20 protein-coding genes and 1 tRNA gene are annotated in these 18289 nt (G+C 59.5%); 16 read left to right on the top strand and 5 right to left on the bottom strand.

What is annotated here, in order from left to right:
- Nucleotides 1–383: 383 nt before the first annotated feature.
- Complete coding sequence (locus ACRER8_RS12455) at nucleotides 384–1712, bottom strand: OprD family porin (protein ID WP_431746564.1); 1329 nt, start codon at nucleotides 1710–1712, stop codon at nucleotides 384–386.
- Between the two features lie 727 nt (nucleotides 1713–2439).
- On the opposite strand from ACRER8_RS12455, the gene copC reads away from it, so the two are divergent.
- The 5 genes from copC to ACRER8_RS12430 all read left to right on the top strand — a co-directional run bounded on the left by copC (nucleotide 2440) and on the right by ACRER8_RS12430 (nucleotide 5859).
- Nucleotides 2440–2826 carry a copper homeostasis periplasmic binding protein CopC gene (copC, locus tag ACRER8_RS12450; protein ID WP_431746563.1) on the top strand — a complete coding sequence of 129 codons (387 nt, stop codon included), beginning with the start codon at nucleotides 2440–2442 and terminating at the stop codon, nucleotides 2824–2826.
- A gap of 4 nt (nucleotides 2827–2830) precedes the next feature.
- Entirely contained in the window at nucleotides 2831–3703 is an 873-nt protein-coding gene (copD, locus tag ACRER8_RS12445; protein WP_431746562.1) for a copper homeostasis membrane protein CopD, read from the top strand.
- 82 nt (nucleotides 3704–3785) lie between these two features.
- Entirely contained in the window at nucleotides 3786–4895 is a 1110-nt protein-coding gene (gene ada / locus ACRER8_RS12440) for a bifunctional DNA-binding transcriptional regulator/O6-methylguanine-DNA methyltransferase Ada (RefSeq protein ID WP_431746561.1), read from the top strand.
- Between the two features lie 47 nt (nucleotides 4896–4942).
- Nucleotides 4943–5392, top strand: coding sequence for a type II RES/Xre toxin-antitoxin system antitoxin (parS, locus tag ACRER8_RS12435; RefSeq protein ID WP_431746560.1), 450 nt, complete (start codon nucleotides 4943–4945; stop codon nucleotides 5390–5392).
- A complete protein-coding gene (locus ACRER8_RS12430) occupies nucleotides 5392–5859 on the top strand; it encodes an RES family NAD+ phosphorylase (RefSeq protein WP_431746559.1) in 468 nt (155 codons plus the stop codon). Before parS ends, ACRER8_RS12430 begins: the two co-directional genes overlap by 1 nt.
- On the opposite strand, the gene ACRER8_RS12425 is transcribed toward ACRER8_RS12430, so the two are convergent.
- Both ACRER8_RS12425 and ACRER8_RS12420 read right to left on the bottom strand, forming a co-directional pair.
- Entirely contained in the window at nucleotides 5856–6839 is a 984-nt protein-coding gene (locus ACRER8_RS12425) for an MDR family oxidoreductase (protein ID WP_431746558.1), read from the bottom strand. The genes ACRER8_RS12430 and ACRER8_RS12425 overlap by 4 nt on opposite strands.
- A gap of 48 nt (nucleotides 6840–6887) precedes the next feature.
- Nucleotides 6888–7526 (bottom strand): TetR/AcrR family transcriptional regulator, encoded by a 639-nt coding sequence (locus tag ACRER8_RS12420; protein WP_431746557.1) that lies wholly within the window; start codon nucleotides 7524–7526, stop codon nucleotides 6888–6890.
- A gap of 147 nt (nucleotides 7527–7673) precedes the next feature.
- On the opposite strand from ACRER8_RS12420, the gene ACRER8_RS12415 reads away from it, so the two are divergent.
- The 7 genes from ACRER8_RS12415 (at nucleotide 7674) to ACRER8_RS12385 (ending at nucleotide 15458) form a co-directional block, all read left to right on the top strand.
- Nucleotides 7674–8756: an NAD(P)H-dependent flavin oxidoreductase gene (locus ACRER8_RS12415; RefSeq protein ID WP_431746556.1), complete on the top strand. Its 1083-nt coding sequence runs from the start codon at nucleotides 7674–7676 to the stop codon at nucleotides 8754–8756.
- A gap of 136 nt (nucleotides 8757–8892) precedes the next feature.
- The gene (gene modA / locus ACRER8_RS12410) at nucleotides 8893–9660 is read left to right on the top strand and encodes a molybdate ABC transporter substrate-binding protein (protein WP_431746555.1); all 768 of its coding nucleotides are present in this window, start codon (nucleotides 8893–8895) and stop codon (nucleotides 9658–9660) included.
- Nucleotides 9661–10341: a molybdate ABC transporter permease subunit gene (gene modB / locus ACRER8_RS12405; protein ID WP_431746554.1), complete on the top strand. Its 681-nt coding sequence runs from the start codon at nucleotides 9661–9663 to the stop codon at nucleotides 10339–10341.
- 6 nt (nucleotides 10342–10347) lie between these two features.
- Complete coding sequence (gene modC / locus ACRER8_RS12400) at nucleotides 10348–11436, top strand: molybdenum ABC transporter ATP-binding protein (protein ID WP_431746553.1); 1089 nt, start codon at nucleotides 10348–10350, stop codon at nucleotides 11434–11436.
- 77 nt (nucleotides 11437–11513) lie between these two features.
- Nucleotides 11514–12572 carry a DNA topoisomerase IB gene (locus ACRER8_RS12395; RefSeq protein WP_431746552.1) on the top strand — a complete coding sequence of 353 codons (1059 nt, stop codon included), beginning with the start codon at nucleotides 11514–11516 and terminating at the stop codon, nucleotides 12570–12572.
- Nucleotides 12569–12742, top strand: coding sequence for a hypothetical protein (locus ACRER8_RS12390; protein ID WP_431746551.1), 174 nt, complete (start codon nucleotides 12569–12571; stop codon nucleotides 12740–12742). Before ACRER8_RS12395 ends, ACRER8_RS12390 begins: the two co-directional genes overlap by 4 nt.
- 37 nt (nucleotides 12743–12779) lie before the next feature.
- Nucleotides 12780–15458, top strand: a complete 2679-nt coding sequence (locus tag ACRER8_RS12385; RefSeq protein ID WP_431746550.1) for an excinuclease ABC subunit A — start codon at nucleotides 12780–12782, stop codon at nucleotides 15456–15458.
- A gap of 139 nt (nucleotides 15459–15597) precedes the next feature.
- Here the strand turns inward: ACRER8_RS12385 and ACRER8_RS12380 are convergent, their stop codons facing one another.
- Nucleotides 15598–16029, bottom strand: coding sequence for a hypothetical protein (locus ACRER8_RS12380; protein WP_431746549.1), 432 nt, complete (start codon nucleotides 16027–16029; stop codon nucleotides 15598–15600).
- Here ACRER8_RS12380 and ACRER8_RS12375 point away from each other — a divergent pair.
- The gene (locus ACRER8_RS12375; RefSeq protein ID WP_431746548.1) at nucleotides 16023–16271 is read left to right on the top strand and encodes a hypothetical protein; all 249 of its coding nucleotides are present in this window, start codon (nucleotides 16023–16025) and stop codon (nucleotides 16269–16271) included. The two genes, ACRER8_RS12380 and ACRER8_RS12375, sit on opposite strands and share 7 nt — an antisense overlap.
- Before the next feature lie 558 nt (nucleotides 16272–16829).
- Here ACRER8_RS12375 and ACRER8_RS12370 read toward each other — a convergent pair.
- Nucleotides 16830–16914: transfer RNA gene (locus tag ACRER8_RS12370), tRNA-Leu, on the bottom strand.
- A gap of 280 nt (nucleotides 16915–17194) precedes the next feature.
- Here ACRER8_RS12370 and ACRER8_RS12365 point away from each other — a divergent pair.
- From ACRER8_RS12365 to ACRER8_RS12355, 3 genes are read left to right on the top strand one after another with little or no spacing between them, the layout of a single operon-like run.
- A complete protein-coding gene (locus ACRER8_RS12365; protein WP_431746547.1) occupies nucleotides 17195–17425 on the top strand; it encodes a hypothetical protein in 231 nt (76 codons plus the stop codon).
- Nucleotides 17406–17699 (top strand): hypothetical protein, encoded by a 294-nt coding sequence (locus ACRER8_RS12360; protein ID WP_431746546.1) that lies wholly within the window; start codon nucleotides 17406–17408, stop codon nucleotides 17697–17699. The genes ACRER8_RS12365 and ACRER8_RS12360 overlap by 20 nt, the downstream gene beginning before the upstream one ends.
- A 55-nt stretch (nucleotides 17700–17754) precedes the next feature.
- Nucleotides 17755–18207: a hypothetical protein gene (locus ACRER8_RS12355; RefSeq protein ID WP_431746545.1), complete on the top strand. Its 453-nt coding sequence runs from the start codon at nucleotides 17755–17757 to the stop codon at nucleotides 18205–18207.
- Nucleotides 18208–18289 lie beyond the last annotated feature (82 nt).

The raw sequence follows: 18289 nt of genomic DNA, 5'->3' as shown, positions 1-18289 counted from the left end.
CAGCTAGACATGCATTGTCTGACACGCCGGTTCGCCAGCAAGCCGGCTCCTACAGTGGATCGGGGGGCAGCGACGAGTTGTGTTCGATAGGGGCTACGCGAAGAGCCTTAGCTCCAGCCAGCGCGCTTCGCTTTTGCTTTTCCTACGTGATAGCCCAGACACGAATCGCGCCTTGGGTGCCCCGACAAAGCAGGAGCAGGGCCTTTTTGGTTACTTTTTCGACGCTTGAAAAAGTGACCCGCCATAAGGCTGAATCGATATCAGCGCCGCCTGAAATAACGGATCCAAACACAAAATCCGGCGCCCACCCCCCAGCAAAAACCAAAAAAGCCAGACGCCCTACACGGCCCGCCTGGCTTTTCCTACAACACAACCATCACGAATCAGAACACGTTGATCGGGTAATCGGCGATCAGACGCAATTCATTGTTATCCCCTTCCGCCTGATCGGCATTGGCGCGGTGGAACGACTGCCGCATGCGCAGCGCCAGATCCTTCGCAGGCCCCGACTGCACCACATACTTGGCCTCGATATCCGTTTCATGATGCTTGCCATTATCACCATACCCATAGTTCACATAGGTACTGTTCGAAGGCATATGCGACCCGTCGATATTGTCACCGGTGATATAACGCGCCATGAAACTTAGCCCTGGCACACCATAGCTCGCCATATTCAGGTCATACCGTGCCTGCCACGATTTCTCGCCCGGTCCGTTGAAGTCGGAATATTGCACCGAGTTCGCCAGGAAGATCGAGTCCGCCGTATCGCCTGGGCCGTTAATACCAAAGGCCACATAGTCGAACGGCGTATCGCCATGAACTTTCTGATAAGCCAGGGTCACGGTATGTGCCGTCAGGAAGGAATAAGCAGCCGCCAGCGACCATGTGGTGTTACTGATATCACCGGCCTTGGCGGAACCGGCGTCATTGGTGCGATAGATATTGAAGTCGAAGTTGACCGACTGATCGTCAGTGATCGCCTGGGTGTAATTCAGATTGCCGTAGTACTGATCCCAGACGTCCTTGAGGTTGGAACCGTACAGGCTCGCCGTCAGATTATCGTTGAACGTGTATTTGCCGCCCGCATAGTCAACGCTCGTGGCTGTGACGTTGGCGTAGGAGGCAAAGATATCGTGATCGTGGTTGGTGGTGACCGGGCCATTACCGCCGGTGAAATGACCGCCATCGAGTTCCAGGCCGGCAATATCGCTGCTCAGCAAGTTGAAGCCGGTAGCTGTCTGCGGGAACAGGCGCGAACCACCTGCGGCAAAGACTGGCGCGGCCGGCATCAGATCGCCGTAACGCAGCTCAGTCTTGGAAATACGCATTTTGATGGCGCCGCCAGCAGTGCCGTATTCATCTTCAGGATCGCCGTGACGGTCGATCGGCAGGTTACCGGTACCCGCTGTGCCCGCGCCGCCATCGAGCTTGATACCCCAGTATCCGTAGGCATCGACGCCAAAGCCGACAGTACCTTGGGTGAATCCGGAGCTGAAATTACCCAGCACGCCCTGGCTCCAGTCCTTATGGTCAGCACCGTCGTTCTTGCCATCGCGATTGAAGTAATAGTTCTTGAGATGAACCGTCAGGCTGCTGTCCTCGACAAAGCCCTTGGTTTCGGACTGATCACTGACAACCCCTGCTGCTGCCAGTTGGCTCACGCCCAGCGAAACCGCGAGCGTTACGAGGTTCCATTTCACAAACGTCATTATTATCCCCTGTCTCAATTAAGGCCCAACGTTCCGCAGACCCTGATATACAGGGCATCCTCCTGAGTTCAGGCGAGATATGAAACGGTGGAATTTGCGCTATGGCAGATGCAAAAAAACATCAACACCGTAATTGATCTTCACGGTAAATCTACAGGCTTCAGGCCTGTTTCCTTATTGTTTCCGCGAGGCCGATCAGACCTCAATTTGTACCGGATGTGCCGGCCGGACCGAAAAACTTTTAGCATTTTTCCGCCGAACGGTTGATGAAACAGTCGTGATAGTCACTATCGATCTTCGTAATAGTTCTAATCTTCATTGCAATGTTACCGTTGTCGGCGATGAAGCTCACGAATCAATGATCTGATGAATCCGCAGCATCAGATGATCGAATCTTGCTCCACTTCATCATTCCTTTGGTAAGACTTTTCAGCCACCTCACGTCAGTGCGGTGGCTTTTTTTATTAAATAATTATTCATGTTGTTTTCATTATCCAGCTAATTCACCGATAACGACTCCTGCCCGATATTTGAACTTGGCGATTGCGCAGAATCAGGGAAGCCTGCACCAGCTCACGGCCTGCCAACGTGACGCACCGATTGGCTTATTAGCTGGAGTCCGTGGACACTTTCTGGTCTAGTAGCGCACGCATACTGGAATCGACAGGTATCGATTCCTGACATGAACGTTGCTGCGAACGCTGCCGCAAAACCAAAGGTGCCCTTGATGTCTGCCCAACGTGTAAAGCTCACCCTCTCCTGCCTCTCCCTGATGGCATGCCTGACCACCCCTTATGCCTTCGCCCACGCCCACCTGGAAAGTCAGTTGCCGGCCGCCAATAGCGAAGTGACTACACCCAAGGAACTGCGCCTGAATTTCTCGGAAGGCGTTGAAGAGAAGTTCACCAAAGTCGCCATCAGCCTGGACGGCCCGGCTGAGAGCACTGAAATCATCCAGACCCAGAGCGTCACCACCGATCCTGCGGACAAAAAGGTTTTGATCGTCACCCCGTCAGTGCCGCTGGCGCCGGGCAACTACAAGGTCGAATGGCACGCGGTCTCGGTGGACACTCATAAAAGTGAAGGCGTCTATCGCTTCAAGGTGACGCCATAACACCATGCAAGAAGGATTGATTCTGTGCCGATTCGTGCATTTCGGCGCAGTCCTGCTGCTGTTCGGCACCGGCGTTTTTCGCCACATACTGTTCACCTCTGCCCTGCAGGCGTTTGAAGGCAGTCCAACACGCCTTCGACTCGACCGCGTACTGGTCTGGCTCAATGGTGTAGCGTTGTGCAGCGCGCTGGGCTGGCTGCTGCTGACCGCAGCGAATATGGCCGGCGACTGGCAGGACGCTGTCGATCCTCCGACCATTGCGTTGGTGCTGGGCCATACCTTTTTCGGTCATGTCTGGATTGTCCATCTCGTCCTCAATGCGCTGGCCCTGCTGGGGGCGCTGTGTGGATGGCGTACTGCACCGCGTCGGTTGCTGTTGCTCAACACCTTGCTGCTGCTGACCCTGGCGCCGGTGGGCCATGGCGCTATGTTCGACGGGATTCGCGGCCAGTTGCTGATCTTCAATCAGATGCTGCACTTGATCGGCGTCAGCACCTGGCTCGGCGGGCTGCTGATGCTCGCCATATTGCTGGTCGATGCCGCAAGCGTCGACCTGCGTGGGGTGCTGTCGCGATTCAGCGGCATCGGTTATGGGCTGGTGGCGTTGATCATAGTGACCGGCATGATCAACGTGCGCGCCTTGAGTGGCGCAATCTGGCCGCAGCCTGCCCTCTCGGGATTCGGCTTGGTGCTGGCCGTCAAAGTGGCGTTGGTGCTGTGCATGCTGGTGCTGGCGGGTGTAAACCGGGGGTTGGCTCGCGCACAGGTTCTGCAAGTGATCGTCTTGCGCCTGAGTGTGTTGTTGGAATGCCTCTTCGGTGCCGCTGCGCTGGCGGCTGTGGCGCTGTTGGGCACGCTGCCGCCGCTGCTGGGTTGAATTTGATCGCAAGACTCGGAGTTTCGGTCCCCAGCACAAGCATTAGTCTGTTGTGAAAGAGCCATTGCCGAGGTGACGGACCATGACCCAGCGTAAATCTTCCCCGACAGCCCAACACACTGAAACCGACCCACGCTGGGCGGCGGTCCTGGCCCGTGATCCTGGGGCCGACGAACAGTTCGTCTACGCCGTTCGCACCACCGGTGTGTACTGTCGCCCCAGCAGCGTTTCGCGTCTGCCACGCCCGGAAAACGTTCTGTTCTTCGACAGCCCGGCGCAAGCCGAGGCCGCCGGTTATCGCCCCAGCAAACGCGCGGCCGCTGACCAGACACGCCTGGCCGAGCAACATGCGCTGCTGGTGGCCCGGGCCTGTCGCCAGATCGTCGAAGCCGAACAGCCGCCCAGCCTCAACGAGCTGGCAGAGCCCTCAGGCCTGAGTCCCTGGCATTTCCATCGGGTGTTCAAGACCGTTACGGGCGTCACCCCTAAAGCCTGGGCCAATGCCCACAGGGCCGATCGGGTGCGCAGTCGTCTCGGCGACACCTCGACCATTACCGAGGCCATGTACGATGCCGGCTTCAACTCCAACAGCCGGTTTTACGAAGCCAGCGACAGGCTGCTGGGCATGAAACCTTCGGACTACCGCAAGGGCGGCGCCAACGCCGATATTCGCTTTGCCGTCGGCGAATGCTTTCTCGGCTCGATTCTGGTTGCGCAGAGCCAGCGCGGTGTCTGCGCAATTCTGCTGGGCGAAGATCCGGATCAACTGGTGCGCGACCTGCAGGATCAGTTCCACAACGCCACGCTCATCGGTGGCGATCAGCAATTCGAGCAACTGATCGCCCAGGTCGTTGGCTTTATCGAAGCTCCCGGGCTGGGCTTGGGCCTGCCTCTGGACTTGCAGGGCACGGCGTTCCAACAGCGGGTCTGGCAGGCATTGATCCAGATTCCGCCGGGCACCACGGTCAGCTATGCAGAGATCGCCGAACGTGTCGGCGCACCGAAATCATTTCGCGCCGTGGCTCAGGCCTGTGGCGCCAACAGTCTGGCCGTGGCAATTCCCTGTCATCGTGTGGTGCGCAGTGACGGCGGCCTGTCGGGTTACCGCTGGGGTGCCGAACGCAAGCGCCAATTGCTCGACCGCGAAGCGCAGGCAAACCCGTGTAACAGCTTGGGACTTGAGAAACGGTGACAGGGGCGTAACGTCCAGCCCCGGACATCTGATCAAGGAGCATGGACGTGCCTGCCATTTTTCAAGCGTCGACCCCCGCGGCCTCACCGGCCTTCTGGCTGATCGCCGATCAGCTCAATACCCGCAACGAGACTGAACGCCTGGCTTACATCCGCACCGGTTTTCCGCCGGGATGGGTCAAGGCGGTGCGTCATGCCTTTCAATTGAACAACAGTCAGCTGGAGGCGTTGCTCAACGCCTCGATTTCCACCCTGGAACGTCGTCAGCGGCAACGGCGCCCGCTGGATCTGGTGGGTTCCGAGCGGCTGGACCGTGTCGCCTCGCTGGCGATCCGCGCCGCCGAAGTCTTCGAGGATCAGGACACGGCGCGGCGCTGGATGATGACACCCAATCGCGCACTCAACGACCAGACCCCCATCGCCCTGTGCGAAACCGAAATAGGCTCAAGCCAGGTGCGCCGCGCACTCGCGGCGTTGCAGCACGGGGGGGTGGTCTGATGCAGGCCTGGAGGATCGGCAAGGCCGAGGACATCACGGACCTGTCTGGCGCCGGCGCGGCGCTGTTCGGCGGACGCTGGAATCATCCGGATCAGCCAGCGGTGTACCTCGGATTGAGCCCGTCGGGTTGCGCGCTGGATCCGGTGATTCTGGCTGGGCATGTGCCGCACCTGTCATTCAAGCTCATGCACCTGCAATTGCCCCGCGACCCGGAGCTGTATGAGGAGCCGCGGCTTGCCGAGTTGCCGCCAGGCTGGGACAACTTGCCGCCGGACAGACCCAGCATGGATTTCGGTGGCCTCTGGCTTGAACGCAACGAACAGTTGGGGCTCATCCTGCCCTCGGCGGCCATGGATGGAGCCCGCTGTCTGCTGGTCAATCCCAGGCACCCGGCCTGCAGCCAGATCGCCGTGGTGCAGATCACCGACTTCATCTACGGCAAACCTGGCACCCGGCGCGCGGCCTAACGCAGGGTATCGACCACCACTCTGCCACGCACCTGCCCATCCATCAGCCGATGGGCAGTGTCGATTACCTCAGTCAGGCCAATTTCATGAGTAATCAAGGCCAGGGCCGCCGGGTCCAGATCAGTGGCCAGGCGCGCCCAGGCATCGATGCGGTCCTGACGCGGGCGCATCACACTGTCGATGCCGGCCAGGGTGATGCCGCGCAGGATAAACGGCGCCACCGACGCCGGAAACTCCATCCCTTGAGCTAGCCCGCAGGCAGCGACCGTACCCCAGTAACGGGTGCTCGCGCAGATATTGGCCAATGTATGGCTGCCCACCGAATCGATGGCCCCGGCCCAGCGCTCCTTGGCCAATGGGCGTCCCGGCTCGGACAATATGGCGCGATCGATAATTTCAGCGGCGCCCAGCTGTTTCAGGTATTCGCTTTCGGCGACTCGCCCGGTGGACGCAACAACGCGATAACCCAGCTTGGCCAGCAACGCGATCGAGAAGCTGCCGACACCGCCATTGGCGCCGGTCACCAGCACTTCACCCTTGTCGGGGGTTACGCCGTTTTTCTCCAGTGCGATGACCGCCAGCATCGCGGTGTACCCCGCAGTGCCAATGGCCATGGCCTGAGCGGGGGTAAATGCCGGATTCAGTGGAATCAGCCATTTGCCTTCAAGTCGCGCCAACTGCGCCAACCCACCCCAATGCCCTTCGCCGACGCCCCAGCCGTTGAGCACAACCTGATCGCCCGGCTTGAAATCAGGATCGCTGCTTTCTTGCACAGTGCCAGCCAGATCAACCCCCGGCACCATCGGAAACTTGCGCACGATCGGCCCTTTGCCGGTGATCGCCAATGCGTCCTTGTAATTGAGGGTGCTATGGGACACACGCACCTTCACATCGCCAGCGGGCAACTGGGCCTCATCGATGGATGCCAGCCTGACGTGATAGCCGCTGTCGTCCTTGTCGATCAAAATGCCGTCGAACATTGCCTTGCCTCCAATATGGACCGGTCGTCTATAAATAGCGCCAAAGAGTCAGCGTGGCAGGCCACGGAGAAACCCGGCAATGAAAGTATTCAGCGGAGCATCGCTTTGAACCAGGCGGGCGCGCAGAACAGCGCCCTCCCAACCGATCCAGAAATACGCTGCCAGCTCGCTGCAATCGACGTGTGCCGGCAACTCGCCCGCCTGCTTGGCGGCATCGAAACATGCACACAGACGTGTTTGCCAATCGAGAAAGATTTTTTCCAGCGCGTCGCGAAATCCTTCAGGGAGCACGCTGACCTCCTGCCCCATGTTGCCGACCAAACAACCTCGGCGATATTCGTAACGCGCCATATTGGCTTTGGAATGCTGAACGAAACTGGCCAGACGCTCCAGGGGCGACAGCGCCTCATCCAGCAGCCAGCGATCCAGACGTCTGGCGAAGTACTCGGCGTAGCTGGCCAGCACCTCAAGGCCGAACGCTTCTTTGCTGGCGAAATAGTGATAGAACGAACCTTTAGGCACGCCGACGCGCTTGAGAATGCCGTCGATCCCGGTGGCCATGAAGCCTTGCTCGGTCAACACTTCTACGCCACAGCGGATCAGCGCCTGCCGAGTATCGAAGTCGTCGGCGCGAGCGATCTTGGGAGGACGGCCTGGACGCCTGGGTTTCGCGATCATGTCAGTCATGGGATTGCATATTAGACCGATCGTCTATTAAATCAACCCAACATTCGGAAACAGCAAAAACGATAAGCCTTCAACCGACGCCGACGGTGTGATAAATCATCCTGCACCGTCGAGTCGAACGTTAATTTGCCTTTGGAGACACTGCCCATGATCGCCTGGCCAGACACCCGCATTCTCAAGCTATTCGGTATCGAAGTGCCCATTTTGCTCGCGCCGATGGCGGGTGCCGCCGGTTCGGGCCTGGCGATAGCCGTTGGCAGGGCTGGCGGCCTCGCATCCCTGCCGTGCGCCATGCTCAGCCACGAGCAGATCCGCGAGGAAGTAGCGCTGATCCGCGCTGGCACCCACGCACCGCTGAACCTGAACTTCTTCAGTCATCAGACACCGCACGCTAACCCCGAGGCCGACAAGACCTGGAAAGACCTGCTTCGGCCCTACTATCAGGAGCTGGGCGCGGACTTCGAAGCCCCTACGCCGACTTCCAACCGCGCGCCGTTCGACGAAGCCAGTTGCGCGCTTGTGGAAGAGCTGAAACCGCAAGTGGTCAGTTTTCATTTCGGCCTGCCCTCGGCGGAGTTCGTGGCACGGGTGAAAACCACAGGCGCCAAGGTGATTTCATCGGCCACCACAGTGGAAGAAGCGCTATGGCTTGAACAGCGTGGCTGTGACGCAATCATCGCCATGGGCTATGAAGCAGGCGGACATCGCGGCATGTTCCTCAGCGAGGAGCTGTACACGCAAGTCGGGACGATGGCTCTGGTACCGCAGATCGTCGACGCGGTGAGCGTGCCCGTCATCGCCGCCGGGGGCATTGCCGACAGCCGCGGTATCGCAGCCGCCTTCATGCTGGGTGCATCGGCGGTGCAACTGGGCACCGCGTATTTGTTCAGTGCAGAAGCCAAGGTGTCGAAACTGCATCAGGCCGCGCTTGCCGCTGCGAAAGACAGTCACACGGCTCTCACCAACATTTTCACCGGCCGCCCCGCCCGCGGGATCGTCAACCGCATCATGCGCGAGATCGGCCCTATCAGTGCCCATGCTCCTGTGTTCCCTACCGCGGGCGGTGCGCTGATCCCGCTACGCGGTAAAGCGGAGCCTTTGGGCAACGACGGTTTCATGAACCTGTGGGCCGGGCAGGCCGTCGGCATCAAACACTCGCTGGCTGGCGAAGAGCTGACTCGTCAACTGGCCATCCAGACCCTGGAAAGACTGGCCGGATCCGGCCACTGAAACGTCACGTAGACGAGCCGGGCGAAGAACAGGCTTCCTTGAGGTGATCTCACGCTATATATTCCGGTGCATAGCGTTTGGCCGGTATCGGTTGACGTCCGTCATCACTTCAGAAAAAACAACATGGAGCTGTTTCATGCGCGCAACTTCCCTTCGGGTCACGCTTAAATCCCTGGTCATCGCCATTGCTGCTTTCTCGGCCAGCAGCGTATTCGCCGACGAAGTCCAGGTAGCCGTGGCTGCCAACTTCACCGCTCCGATTCAGGCCATCGCCAAGGATTTCGAGAAGGACACCGGCCACAAGTTGGTGGCTTCGTTCGGCGCCACAGGCCAGTTCTACACCCAGATCAAGAACGGCGCGCCTTTCGAAGTGTTCCTTGCCGCCGATGACACTACGCCAGCCAAACTCGAAAGCGAGAACGAAATCGTCAAGGGTTCGCGCTTCACCTACGCCGTCGGCACCCTGGCCCTGTGGTCGGCCAAGGATGGTTACGTCGATGGCAAAGGCGAAGTGTTGAAGAAAAACGAGTACCAGCATCTGTCGATCGCCAACCCGAAAGCCGCCCCATACGGCCTGGCCGCGACGCAAGTGCTGGACAAACTTGGCCTGACCGACGCCACCAAGGCGAAGATTGTCGAAGGCCAGAGCATCGCTCAGGCGTATCAATTCGTGCAGACCGGCAATGCCGAACTGGGCTTCGTCGCGCTGTCTCAGGTGTACAAGGATGGCAAGCTGACCAGCGGCTCGGCATGGATCGTTCCAGCCAACCTGCACGAACCGATCAAGCAAGACGCGGTGATCCTCAACAAGGGCAAGGACAACGCTGCTGCCAAGGCGCTGATGGAATACCTCAAGGGCCCTAAAGCCGCTGCCGTGATCAAGTCCTACGGGTACCAGCTGTAAATGCCGCTGGGCAGTGCCGACCTGGCGGCGATCTGGCTGACGCTGAAACTGGCGTCGTTGACTACAGTGATTCTGCTGATCGTCGGCACCCCCATCGCATTGTGGCTGGCCCACACTCGCTCGTGGCTCAAAGGCCCGGTCGGCGCGGTGGTGGCCTTGCCGCTGGTGTTGCCACCCACCGTGATCGGCTTCTATCTATTGCTGTTCCTCGGTCCGAATGGCGCCCTCGGGCAACTCACTCAAAGTATTGGCCTGGGCACGCTGACCTTCAGCTTCAGCGGCCTGGTCATTGGTTCGGTGCTGTATTCGATGCCGTTCGTGGTACAGCCGCTGCAGAACGCCTTCGTCGCCATCGGCCCGCGCCCGCTAGAAGTGGCCGCGACCCTGCGCGCCAATCCCTGGGATACATTCTTTTCCGTGGTGCTGCCGTTGGCACGCCCTGGCTTCATCACCGGGGCGATTCTGGGCTTCGCGCACACGGTGGGCGAATTTGGCGTGGTGCTGATGATCGGCGGCAATATCCCCGAAAAGACCCGAGTGGTGTCGACGCAAATCTACAACCATGTCGAGTCCATGGAATACGTGCAGGCGCACTGGCTGGCCGGCTCCATGCTGGTGTTCTCATTCCTGGTTCTATTGGCGCTTTACTCCAGCGGCAAGACCAAAGCGGCCTGGAGCTGACGCGCAATGACCTCAACCATCGAAGTTCGCCTGAACGTGGACTTCCCCGATTTTTCAGTGAATGTCGACTTGTCCCTCCCCGGACGCGGCGTGACGGCACTGTACGGCCACTCCGGCTCTGGCAAGACCACCTGCCTGCGCTGCATTGCCGGCCTGGAAAGGGCCGCGAGCGGATTCATTGCCATCAATGGCGAGATCTGGCAGGACAGTGTCAACGGCATCTTCGTCGCCCCGCATAAACGCTCCTTGGGCTACGTGTTTCAGGAGGCCAGCCTGTTCCCGCACCTGACGGTCAGGGGCAATCTGGAGTTCGGCCTCAAGCGCATTGCTGTCCGCGAGCGCCGGGTGAATCTTGAGCAGGCCACCACTTTGCTGGGGATCGATCATTTACTGTCTCGCCGGCCCGACAAACTGTCAGGTGGTGAACGCCAGCGCGTGGGCATCGCTCGCGCTCTGCTGACCAGCCCTCGCCTGTTACTGCTCGACGAGCCGCTGGCGGCGCTGGACGCTCATCGCAAGAGTGAAATCCTGCCGTATCTGGAACGGCTGCACGACGAACTCGACATTCCCATGCTGTATGTCAGCCACTCGCAGGATGAAGTGGCGCGGCTTGCCGATCATCTGGTGCTGCTCAGCGGCGGCAAGGCGCTGGCCAGTGGACCGATCGGGGAAACGCTGGCCCGGCTCGACCTGCCGCTAGCGATGGGCGACGACGCCGGGGTGGTGATCCAGGGTTCGGTCAGCGCCTACGACGAGGCTTATCATCTGGTCACCGTGCGCCTGCCACAAAGCGACCTGGCGATACGGGTCGCTCACGCTCCGCTGGGAACGAACACGCCGCTGCGCTTCAAGGTGCAGGCTCGGGATGTCAGCCTCAGCCTGCAACCGGACGATCAAAGCAGCATCCTCAATCGCCTGCCGGTCACCGTTGTCAATGAGGTGCCTGCCGATAATGCCGCGCATGTGCTGGTACGTCTGGACGCGGCCGGGACGCCGCTGCTGGCGCGCATTACGCGGTATTCGCGCGACCAGTTGCAATTGCATACAGGGCAATCGCTCTGGGCGCAGATCAAATCGGTGGCATTGCTGGCCTGAGCCGGCCCGTTCAAATAATCGGCACGACTGCGTACTCGAACGGTCAATGCAAAGACCAGTTCTCAGGATTGCCATTCATGTCGGACGTTCTATCAAGGGAAGACCTGCCCAAGGACCTGCACTATGTCGATGACAGCCAACCGGGCTTCACGCGCAAGATCCTGCGCGGCAAATTCGCCTACTTCGATATCGATGGTGAGCGCATTCGTGATGAAACCGAGATCAAACGCATCAACGCGCTGGTAATCCCGCCGGCGTACACCGATGTGTGGATCTGCGCTGATCCGATGGGGCACCTGCAAGCGACCGGCCGCGATGCGCGGGGGCGCAAGCAATACCGTTATCACCCGCGCTGGCGTGAGATTCGCGACGAGAACAAATACTCACGCATGATCGCCTTCGGCATGGTGCTGCCCAAAGTGCGCAAGCAACTGGAAGCGCAACTGGCTGCTCCCGGCATGGGTCGCGAAAAAGTCATGGCTGCCGTGGTGTCGCTGCTCGATCAGACGCTGATCCGCATCGGCAACAGCCAGTATGCCCGCGACAATCGCTCCTACGGCCTGACCACCCTGCGCAACAAGCATGTCGATGTTCACGGCAGCAAGATCCTCTTCCAGTTTCGCGGCAAGAGCGGTGTCGAGCATGAGGTCAGTGTCACCGACCGACGTCTGGCCAACATCATCAAACGCTGCATGGAGCTGCCGGGACAGAACCTGTTCCAGTACCTGGACGACGAAGGCCACCGCCATACCGTCAGCTCCTCGGACATCAACCAGTACCTGCACGAACTGACCGGAGCGGACTTCACCGCCAAGGACTATCGCACCTGGGCCGGCAGCGCGATGGCTCTCACTACCTTGCGCAAGCTCGACTGGGAGCCCGAGGCCGATGCGAAGAAACACATCGTGGCCATGGTCAAGGAAGTGGCCCGATTGCTCGGCAACACCCCGGCGGTTTGCCGCAAATGCTATATCCATCCGGCGGTTCTGGAAGCCTTCCTCATCGGCGAACTGGCCAAGCTGCCACGCTCGCGTCAACGCAAAGGCCTGCGACTCGAAGAAGTGGCGCTGGCCGGATTTCTACAAGGCTTGCAGGCTGCCGAAGCCCTGCATGAAGCAACAGGAGAAAAACCATGACCTCGCCCAAAGCGCACACCCCCGGTGAAAAAATCAACGATCCGGACGCCAAGCCCGCCGATGTCGCAGACGACCGTGATCGCACGAAGGAGACGCGCAAGGAACAACCGTTAACTGGCGGCAAACACGACGACGCCGGGCACACCCCCAAAGTTCCCGGCGCCCAATAAGCTTCCCACCCAGACTTTCTAGACCCAAGGCCCGCTCATGACCACAGCGCCTCACCCGCCTGAAAATGCCGATACTCGATCCGACGTCTCCTTTACCGTTGCCCCGGATCTGCCCGGCTTCGTCAGGGTGCGCGGCGCTCGCGAGCACAACCTCAAGGACGTGGATGTCGACATTCCCCGTGACGCGCTGGTGGTCTTCACGGGTGTTTCTGGATCAGGCAAATCCTCACTAGCGTTTTCAACCCTGTATGCCGAGGCCCAGCGTCGCTATTTCGAATCGGTGGCGCCCTATGCCAGGCGTCTGATCGACCAAGTGGGCGTTCCCAATGTCGATTCGATCGAAGGCTTGCCGCCCGCCGTAGCGCTGCAGCAACAGCGCGGTACGCCGAGCACCCGTTCATCCGTGGGCAGCGTCACCACGCTGTCGAGTCTGATCCGCATGCTGTACTCCCGCGCGGGCAATTACCCTGCCGGGCAACCGATGCTGTACGCCGAAGACTTCTCGCCCAACCTGCCCCAAGGCGCCTGTCCCGAATGCCACGGCCTGGGCCGGGTGTACGACGTGCCGGAAGAATTGATGGTGCCGGATGACTCTTTGAGCATTCGCCAGCGCGCGGTCGCTTCCTGGCCGCTGGCCTGGCAGGGACAAAACCAGCGCGACATCCTGGTCACGCTCGGCTACGACGTCGACATCCCTTGGCGCGATTTACCCAAGAAACAGCGTGACTGGATTCTGTTCACCGAAGAACAACCTACGGTGCCGGTTTACGCGGGTTTGACACCTGAAGAAACCCGCGTGGCGCTCAAGCGCAAGCTTGAACCCAGCTATCAGGGCACCTTTACAGGCGCTCGACGTTATGTGCTGCACACCTTCACCCACTCGCAGAGCGCGCTGATGAAAAAGCGCGTATCCCAGTTCATGCGCGGCAGCCCATGCCCGCTGTGCGATGGCAAGCGGTTGAAGCGCGAAGCCCTGTCGGTGACCTTCGCCGGGCTGGATATCGGCGAGCTGTCGCAAATGCCGTTACTACGCTTGGCCGAGGTGCTGCGGCCAGTGGCTCAGGGGACGTTCGAGGAGAAGGTTGACGACAATGTTCTCGACCGCCAACAGATCACCAAAGCGCGCAACCAGCGGGTTCAGTCCGGTGGCTCGGCCCATGACGCCGCGCCGGATGTGCGCGCAACACCCAACCTCTCAATCGAGAAGCGTCTGGCGGCTCAGCGTATCGCCCAGGATTTGCTGGCCCGCGTCAGCACACTCACCGAGCTTGGATTGGGCTACCTGGCATTGGAGCGCAGCACCCCGACCCTCTCGTCGGGCGAGCTGCAACGCCTACGCCTGGCCACGCAATTGGGTTCGCAGTTGTTCGGCGTGATTTACGTGCTCGATGAGCCTTCCGCCGGGTTACATCCCGCCGACAGCGAGGCGCTGTTCACTGCCCTGCAGCAACTCAAGGCCTCCGGCAACTCGCTGTTCGTGGTCGAGCACGATTTGGAAACCATGCGTCGCGCAGACTGGCTAATCGATGTCGGTCCCGCCGCTGGCGAGCACGGCGGACGTGTGCTGTATAGCGGTCCGCCAGCGGGACTGGCGCAGATCGAAGCATCACGTACCCGCCTGCATCTATTTGCCGAGCACAGCGAACTGCGCACCGACAGACGCGATCCGACCGGTTGGCTGCGCCTGGAGGGCATCACCCGCAACAACCTCGATAACCTGGCGGCCGGATTCCCGCTGGGATGTTTTACCTCGGTCACCGGGATCTCCGGCTCCGGCAAATCAAGCCTGGTCAGCCAGGCGCTGCTGGAACTGGTGAGTGCAGCGTTGGGGCGCCCTTGCGCTGCTGCCGGCGATCAGGAGGAACCGAGTCTCGAGGACGACGCCCCACAGTTCACCGGCGGCCGCATTGCCGGTGGTCTTGAGGCGATTAAACGCCTGGTGCAGGTCGATCAGAAGCCGATTGGCCGTACTCCGCGCTCGAACCTTGCGACCTACACCGGGCTGTTCGACAACGTGCGCAAACTGTTCGCCGCAACCGATCAATCAAGGGCCGCAGGCTACGATGCCGGGCAATTCTCCTTCAATGTCGCCAAAGGTCGTTGCCAAGTGTGCGAAGGCGAAGGCTTCGTCAGCGTAGAATTGTTATTCATGCCCAGCGTCTACGCGCCCTGTCCAACCTGCCATGGCGCCCGCTACAACCCACAAACCCTGGCGATTCAGTGGCAAGACCTCAATATCGCCCAAGTGCTGCAACTGACCGTCGACCAGGCGGTTGAAGTTTTCGCCGAACAGCCCCCGATACTCCGATCACTGACTGTCCTGAGAGATATAGGCTTGGGTTACCTGCGCCTTGGCCAACCGGCGACCGAACTCTCCGGTGGCGAAGCCCAGCGCATCAAACTCGCCACCGAACTGCAACGCAGCCAGCGCGGCGCCACGCTGTACGTGTTGGACGAACCCACGACCGGCCTGCACCCCAGCGACGTCGACCGCCTGCTGGTGCAACTCAATGCGTTAGTGGACAACGGCCACACTGTGATCGTCGTCGAACACGAAATGCGCGTCGTGGCGCAAAGCGACTGGGTGATCGACATCGGGCCTGGTGCGGGCGACCAGGGAGGGAGCATCGTCGCCAGTGGCGCACCTGAAACAGTCGCGAAGGCCAAAGCGAGCAGGACAGCACCGTTTTTGCAGAAGGTGTTGGCGGGAATCTGAGATCTCTCAGGCTGCGTCGTGGTCCCCCCGCCAGTTGCCGCCGAATGAATCCTGCTGCTCGTCAGTCAAATTGGCGCGAATCTGCATTTCTCGATTACTGTATATGCAAACAGTATTCGAGTTTCCCCACATGCACGCCCTACCAGAGGCCGAATGGCCCGATGAGTTCACCCGCGAGGAAATGCTCGAGCAACACGCTCGTCTCCTTGAAGAAGAATGCCGCATGTTTCAGGATGAGTTGAGTCGCTACCGGAAAAACATGGCCAAGCTTATCGACATGCACACCGACGTCACCGTCGAGCGAGACAGGCTGCGTGCAGAATTGAAGGAGACGGCGGCTCGGCTTTCTGACACTCTCCGGGACAATGCCGCCCTTGCCAATCGCATCGGCGGGCTCGAAAGTTGCCGCGAGCAACTTGAGGCGCTTCATGAAGCCCAACGTGCTGTTGCGCAATACCGACCACTGACTAGCGACGTTTAGCCCGGAGATGTAATGACCAGACCTTCGAGCCTGATGCATCCAGCCGCCACCCACCTGCCCCTTCAATCCGCCAGGAATCAGCAATGCCACAAGAAAGAATAGACTCGCTCAGACTTCCCAAGGCGGTTCAAGGGCCGGTCAACGACCTGGTACGGGCGCTCAGTGCCGCCAGCACCCGCGAAGACGTCGAGCGCGAGGGAGAAATGGAAATCGCCTTCATCCTCGGACTGGAAACCACGAAGCGCCTTCGCGCCGCGGATATCGAAACGCTGTACATGATCTTTGACGACGCGGTGCAAGCACGGCTCAGTCATCTGGCAGAGCAGTCCTGATCGAGTGAATGACTATCTTCCGATAGTTCACCCACGCTGAATGGGTACTTAGAGCAACAGTGCGGCGACCGGACCTGCGTCGCTGTTCGATGCAGCAAAAATTGAAGTAATCCAATGAAAAGCCCAGATCAATGTCTGGGCTGGTGTGAAGCATTTTGTAGAAATCAGTCAAGCGCCACCGTTACCACGATTCGTCTGGGCGTCCTGATCGGAACCTGGATTCCCTGCAGGTGGGTTCCAGTCCTCTGGCTTTTCCTCTGTGCCCTGTTTGGGCTCGGACTGCGCTCGCTCAAGACCGGAATCATGGCCCTCTCCGGTGTCAGGCGTTTCCGTATCCGGGCCAGGATATGCGGCTTCTGGTCCGTTGTTTTCGATAGCCATCATGCTTCCCCTGTCTGGTGCGCAGGACATCTGCACATATAGATCGGATGGAGGCTGCGCAGAGTAAGTGCCGTGGCGCCGACAGGCGGATCAAACTTATGGAAAGATCTGGAGGTTGCGGAGGGGAACAGAAACAACTCAGGCGCTTCGGAATGCTCCGTAAGCGCCTGATCTATGTGGTGCCCCGAGCCGGAGTCGAACCGGCACATCCTTTCGGACGACGGATTTTAAGTCCGTCGCATATATAATCTAAATCAATGGCTTGAAGCACGTTTTCGGTCCGCAAACGGTCAAATTTTGAACTGATTTTTGCCAATGTTTTCAAAGGTCAAAATATAATTGCGGACCGGATTTTCTTGCCTTTATCGCCACGTCGCTCACCGGCTGACAAAGACAGCCTATGCCCAAATTGCATACCACCGCCCCTCCTCCGGCGTCCTGCCGACCGCTCCACCATCCCCAACTGCAACTCGTCAGCCCAGCTGGCATTTCTCTCTACACCTCGATTACTGTACATCCAAACAGTGTTTGAGATTTGCAAAATGGTCGCCTCAACCGAAGCCGAATGGCCCGACGAATTCACCCGCGAGGAAATGCTCGAGCAGCAGTCTCGCCTGCTTACTCAGGAATGCCACATGCTCCAGAAGGAACTGAGCCGGTATCGGAAGAACATGGCCAAGCTGATCGACATGCATAACGACATGACGGTTGAGCGCGACATGCTGCGGGCTCAGCTGAGAGAGAGGAACAGCCATGTCCTACCTCAGCTATAAAGGCCCCGCTGACGTTGTGCTGTTCCAAGGCGAGACCGCCATAGAGCTACCGGGGCTGGTTATTCTGTTTTCTTTCATCCACACCTTCACTTGCTCGCTGTCATTTATACCCGACCGCCCCGAGCGAGAAAGGACCACGCGGGTACGAGTAACGCTGGCCGACGGAACCTGCTCAGAGGGGTCGGTAACCTACACCAAGCAATGCGTGCTGATATTCCGGGTACCCGACCCGTATTTTGCTGAACGTGGTTTGAGCGAGCCCTATTTTGAATGAATGGCAGCGATGGCAGTCAACCGATCGAGACATCTGAATGATCAGGAGACATGGCATGTGCGGCGGCGTGGAAGCAAGGGACAAAAACAGAGCGTACGAGGCGGTCAAGGTCTACTTTCCGAACCCGAAGGCCGCCTTCCCCGTCGTGTTGGAAGACGGCACCGATCTGGGCTGGGTGCCTTGGGGGCGCAGACGAGAGCAGCCCGGCAAAGGGCCGCAAGGTGGATGGGCCAAGCTGGAAACTGTGGAGCGCGGGGGATGGGAAAAGTACCACCCGCAGCGGGCGCTGGGGCTGATCAGCCGGTACATGGAAAAAGACGCGGAGCGCGTGTCGCACTGGTTCGATATGAACGAAGGCTACGCGCTGGAGTGCTTGGTGATTGGGGAAGGCGAAGATCGGCGGGTCTATGTGGTGACCACTTCCCCGCCAGAGGAATACGCGTGGATTCATGACCGGTGGCCGATGGCGACACCGTTGCCAAGCGTACCCATCCCGCGTGACGTGTAAGTCGGCTAATGTATTAGGGAAGGGGATCTTAAAGGGTTTGCGAGCCGGGTCTGCCCTCTTGTGAGGGCAGACCTATGGGACT

The organism is Pseudomonas sp., from assembly GCF_050739935.1.
Classification (GTDB): domain Bacteria; phylum Pseudomonadota; class Gammaproteobacteria; order Pseudomonadales; family Pseudomonadaceae; genus Aquipseudomonas.
Note: the sequence above shows the minus strand (reverse complement) of the source record. Positions and strands in the feature narration are given on the sequence as shown.

Excerpts from the sequence above, each read along its gene's own strand:
- ACRER8_RS12365 (WP_431746547.1), top strand. The coding sequence starts at position 17,195 with ATGGTCGCCTCAACCGAAGCCGAATGGCCCGACGAATTCACCCGCGAG.
- ACRER8_RS12415 (WP_431746556.1), top strand. The coding sequence starts at position 7,674 with ATGATCGCCTGGCCAGACACCCGCATTCTCAAGCTATTCGGTATCGAA.
- ACRER8_RS12430 (WP_431746559.1), top strand. The coding sequence starts at position 5,392 with ATGCAGGCCTGGAGGATCGGCAAGGCCGAGGACATCACGGACCTGTCT.
- ACRER8_RS12455 (WP_431746564.1), bottom strand. The coding sequence starts at position 1,712 with ATGACGTTTGTGAAATGGAACCTCGTAACGCTCGCGGTTTCGCTGGGC.
- ACRER8_RS12360 (WP_431746546.1), top strand. The coding sequence starts at position 17,406 with ATGTCCTACCTCAGCTATAAAGGCCCCGCTGACGTTGTGCTGTTCCAA.
- modB (WP_431746554.1), top strand. The coding sequence starts at position 9,661 with ATGCCGCTGGGCAGTGCCGACCTGGCGGCGATCTGGCTGACGCTGAAA.
- copC (WP_431746563.1), top strand. The coding sequence starts at position 2,440 with ATGTCTGCCCAACGTGTAAAGCTCACCCTCTCCTGCCTCTCCCTGATG.
- modA (WP_431746555.1), top strand. The coding sequence starts at position 8,893 with ATGCGCGCAACTTCCCTTCGGGTCACGCTTAAATCCCTGGTCATCGCC.
- ACRER8_RS12425 (WP_431746558.1), bottom strand. The coding sequence starts at position 6,839 with ATGTTCGACGGCATTTTGATCGACAAGGACGACAGCGGCTATCACGTC.
- ACRER8_RS12375 (WP_431746548.1), top strand. The coding sequence starts at position 16,023 with ATGCCACAAGAAAGAATAGACTCGCTCAGACTTCCCAAGGCGGTTCAA.
- modC (WP_431746553.1), top strand. The coding sequence starts at position 10,348 with ATGACCTCAACCATCGAAGTTCGCCTGAACGTGGACTTCCCCGATTTT.
- ACRER8_RS12390 (WP_431746551.1), top strand. The coding sequence starts at position 12,569 with ATGACCTCGCCCAAAGCGCACACCCCCGGTGAAAAAATCAACGATCCG.
- ACRER8_RS12385 (WP_431746550.1), top strand. The coding sequence starts at position 12,780 with ATGACCACAGCGCCTCACCCGCCTGAAAATGCCGATACTCGATCCGAC.
- copD (WP_431746562.1), top strand. The coding sequence starts at position 2,831 with ATGCAAGAAGGATTGATTCTGTGCCGATTCGTGCATTTCGGCGCAGTC.
- ada (WP_431746561.1), top strand. The coding sequence starts at position 3,786 with ATGACCCAGCGTAAATCTTCCCCGACAGCCCAACACACTGAAACCGAC.
- ACRER8_RS12420 (WP_431746557.1), bottom strand. The coding sequence starts at position 7,526 with ATGACTGACATGATCGCGAAACCCAGGCGTCCAGGCCGTCCTCCCAAG.
- ACRER8_RS12355 (WP_431746545.1), top strand. The coding sequence starts at position 17,755 with ATGTGCGGCGGCGTGGAAGCAAGGGACAAAAACAGAGCGTACGAGGCG.
- ACRER8_RS12395 (WP_431746552.1), top strand. The coding sequence starts at position 11,514 with ATGTCGGACGTTCTATCAAGGGAAGACCTGCCCAAGGACCTGCACTAT.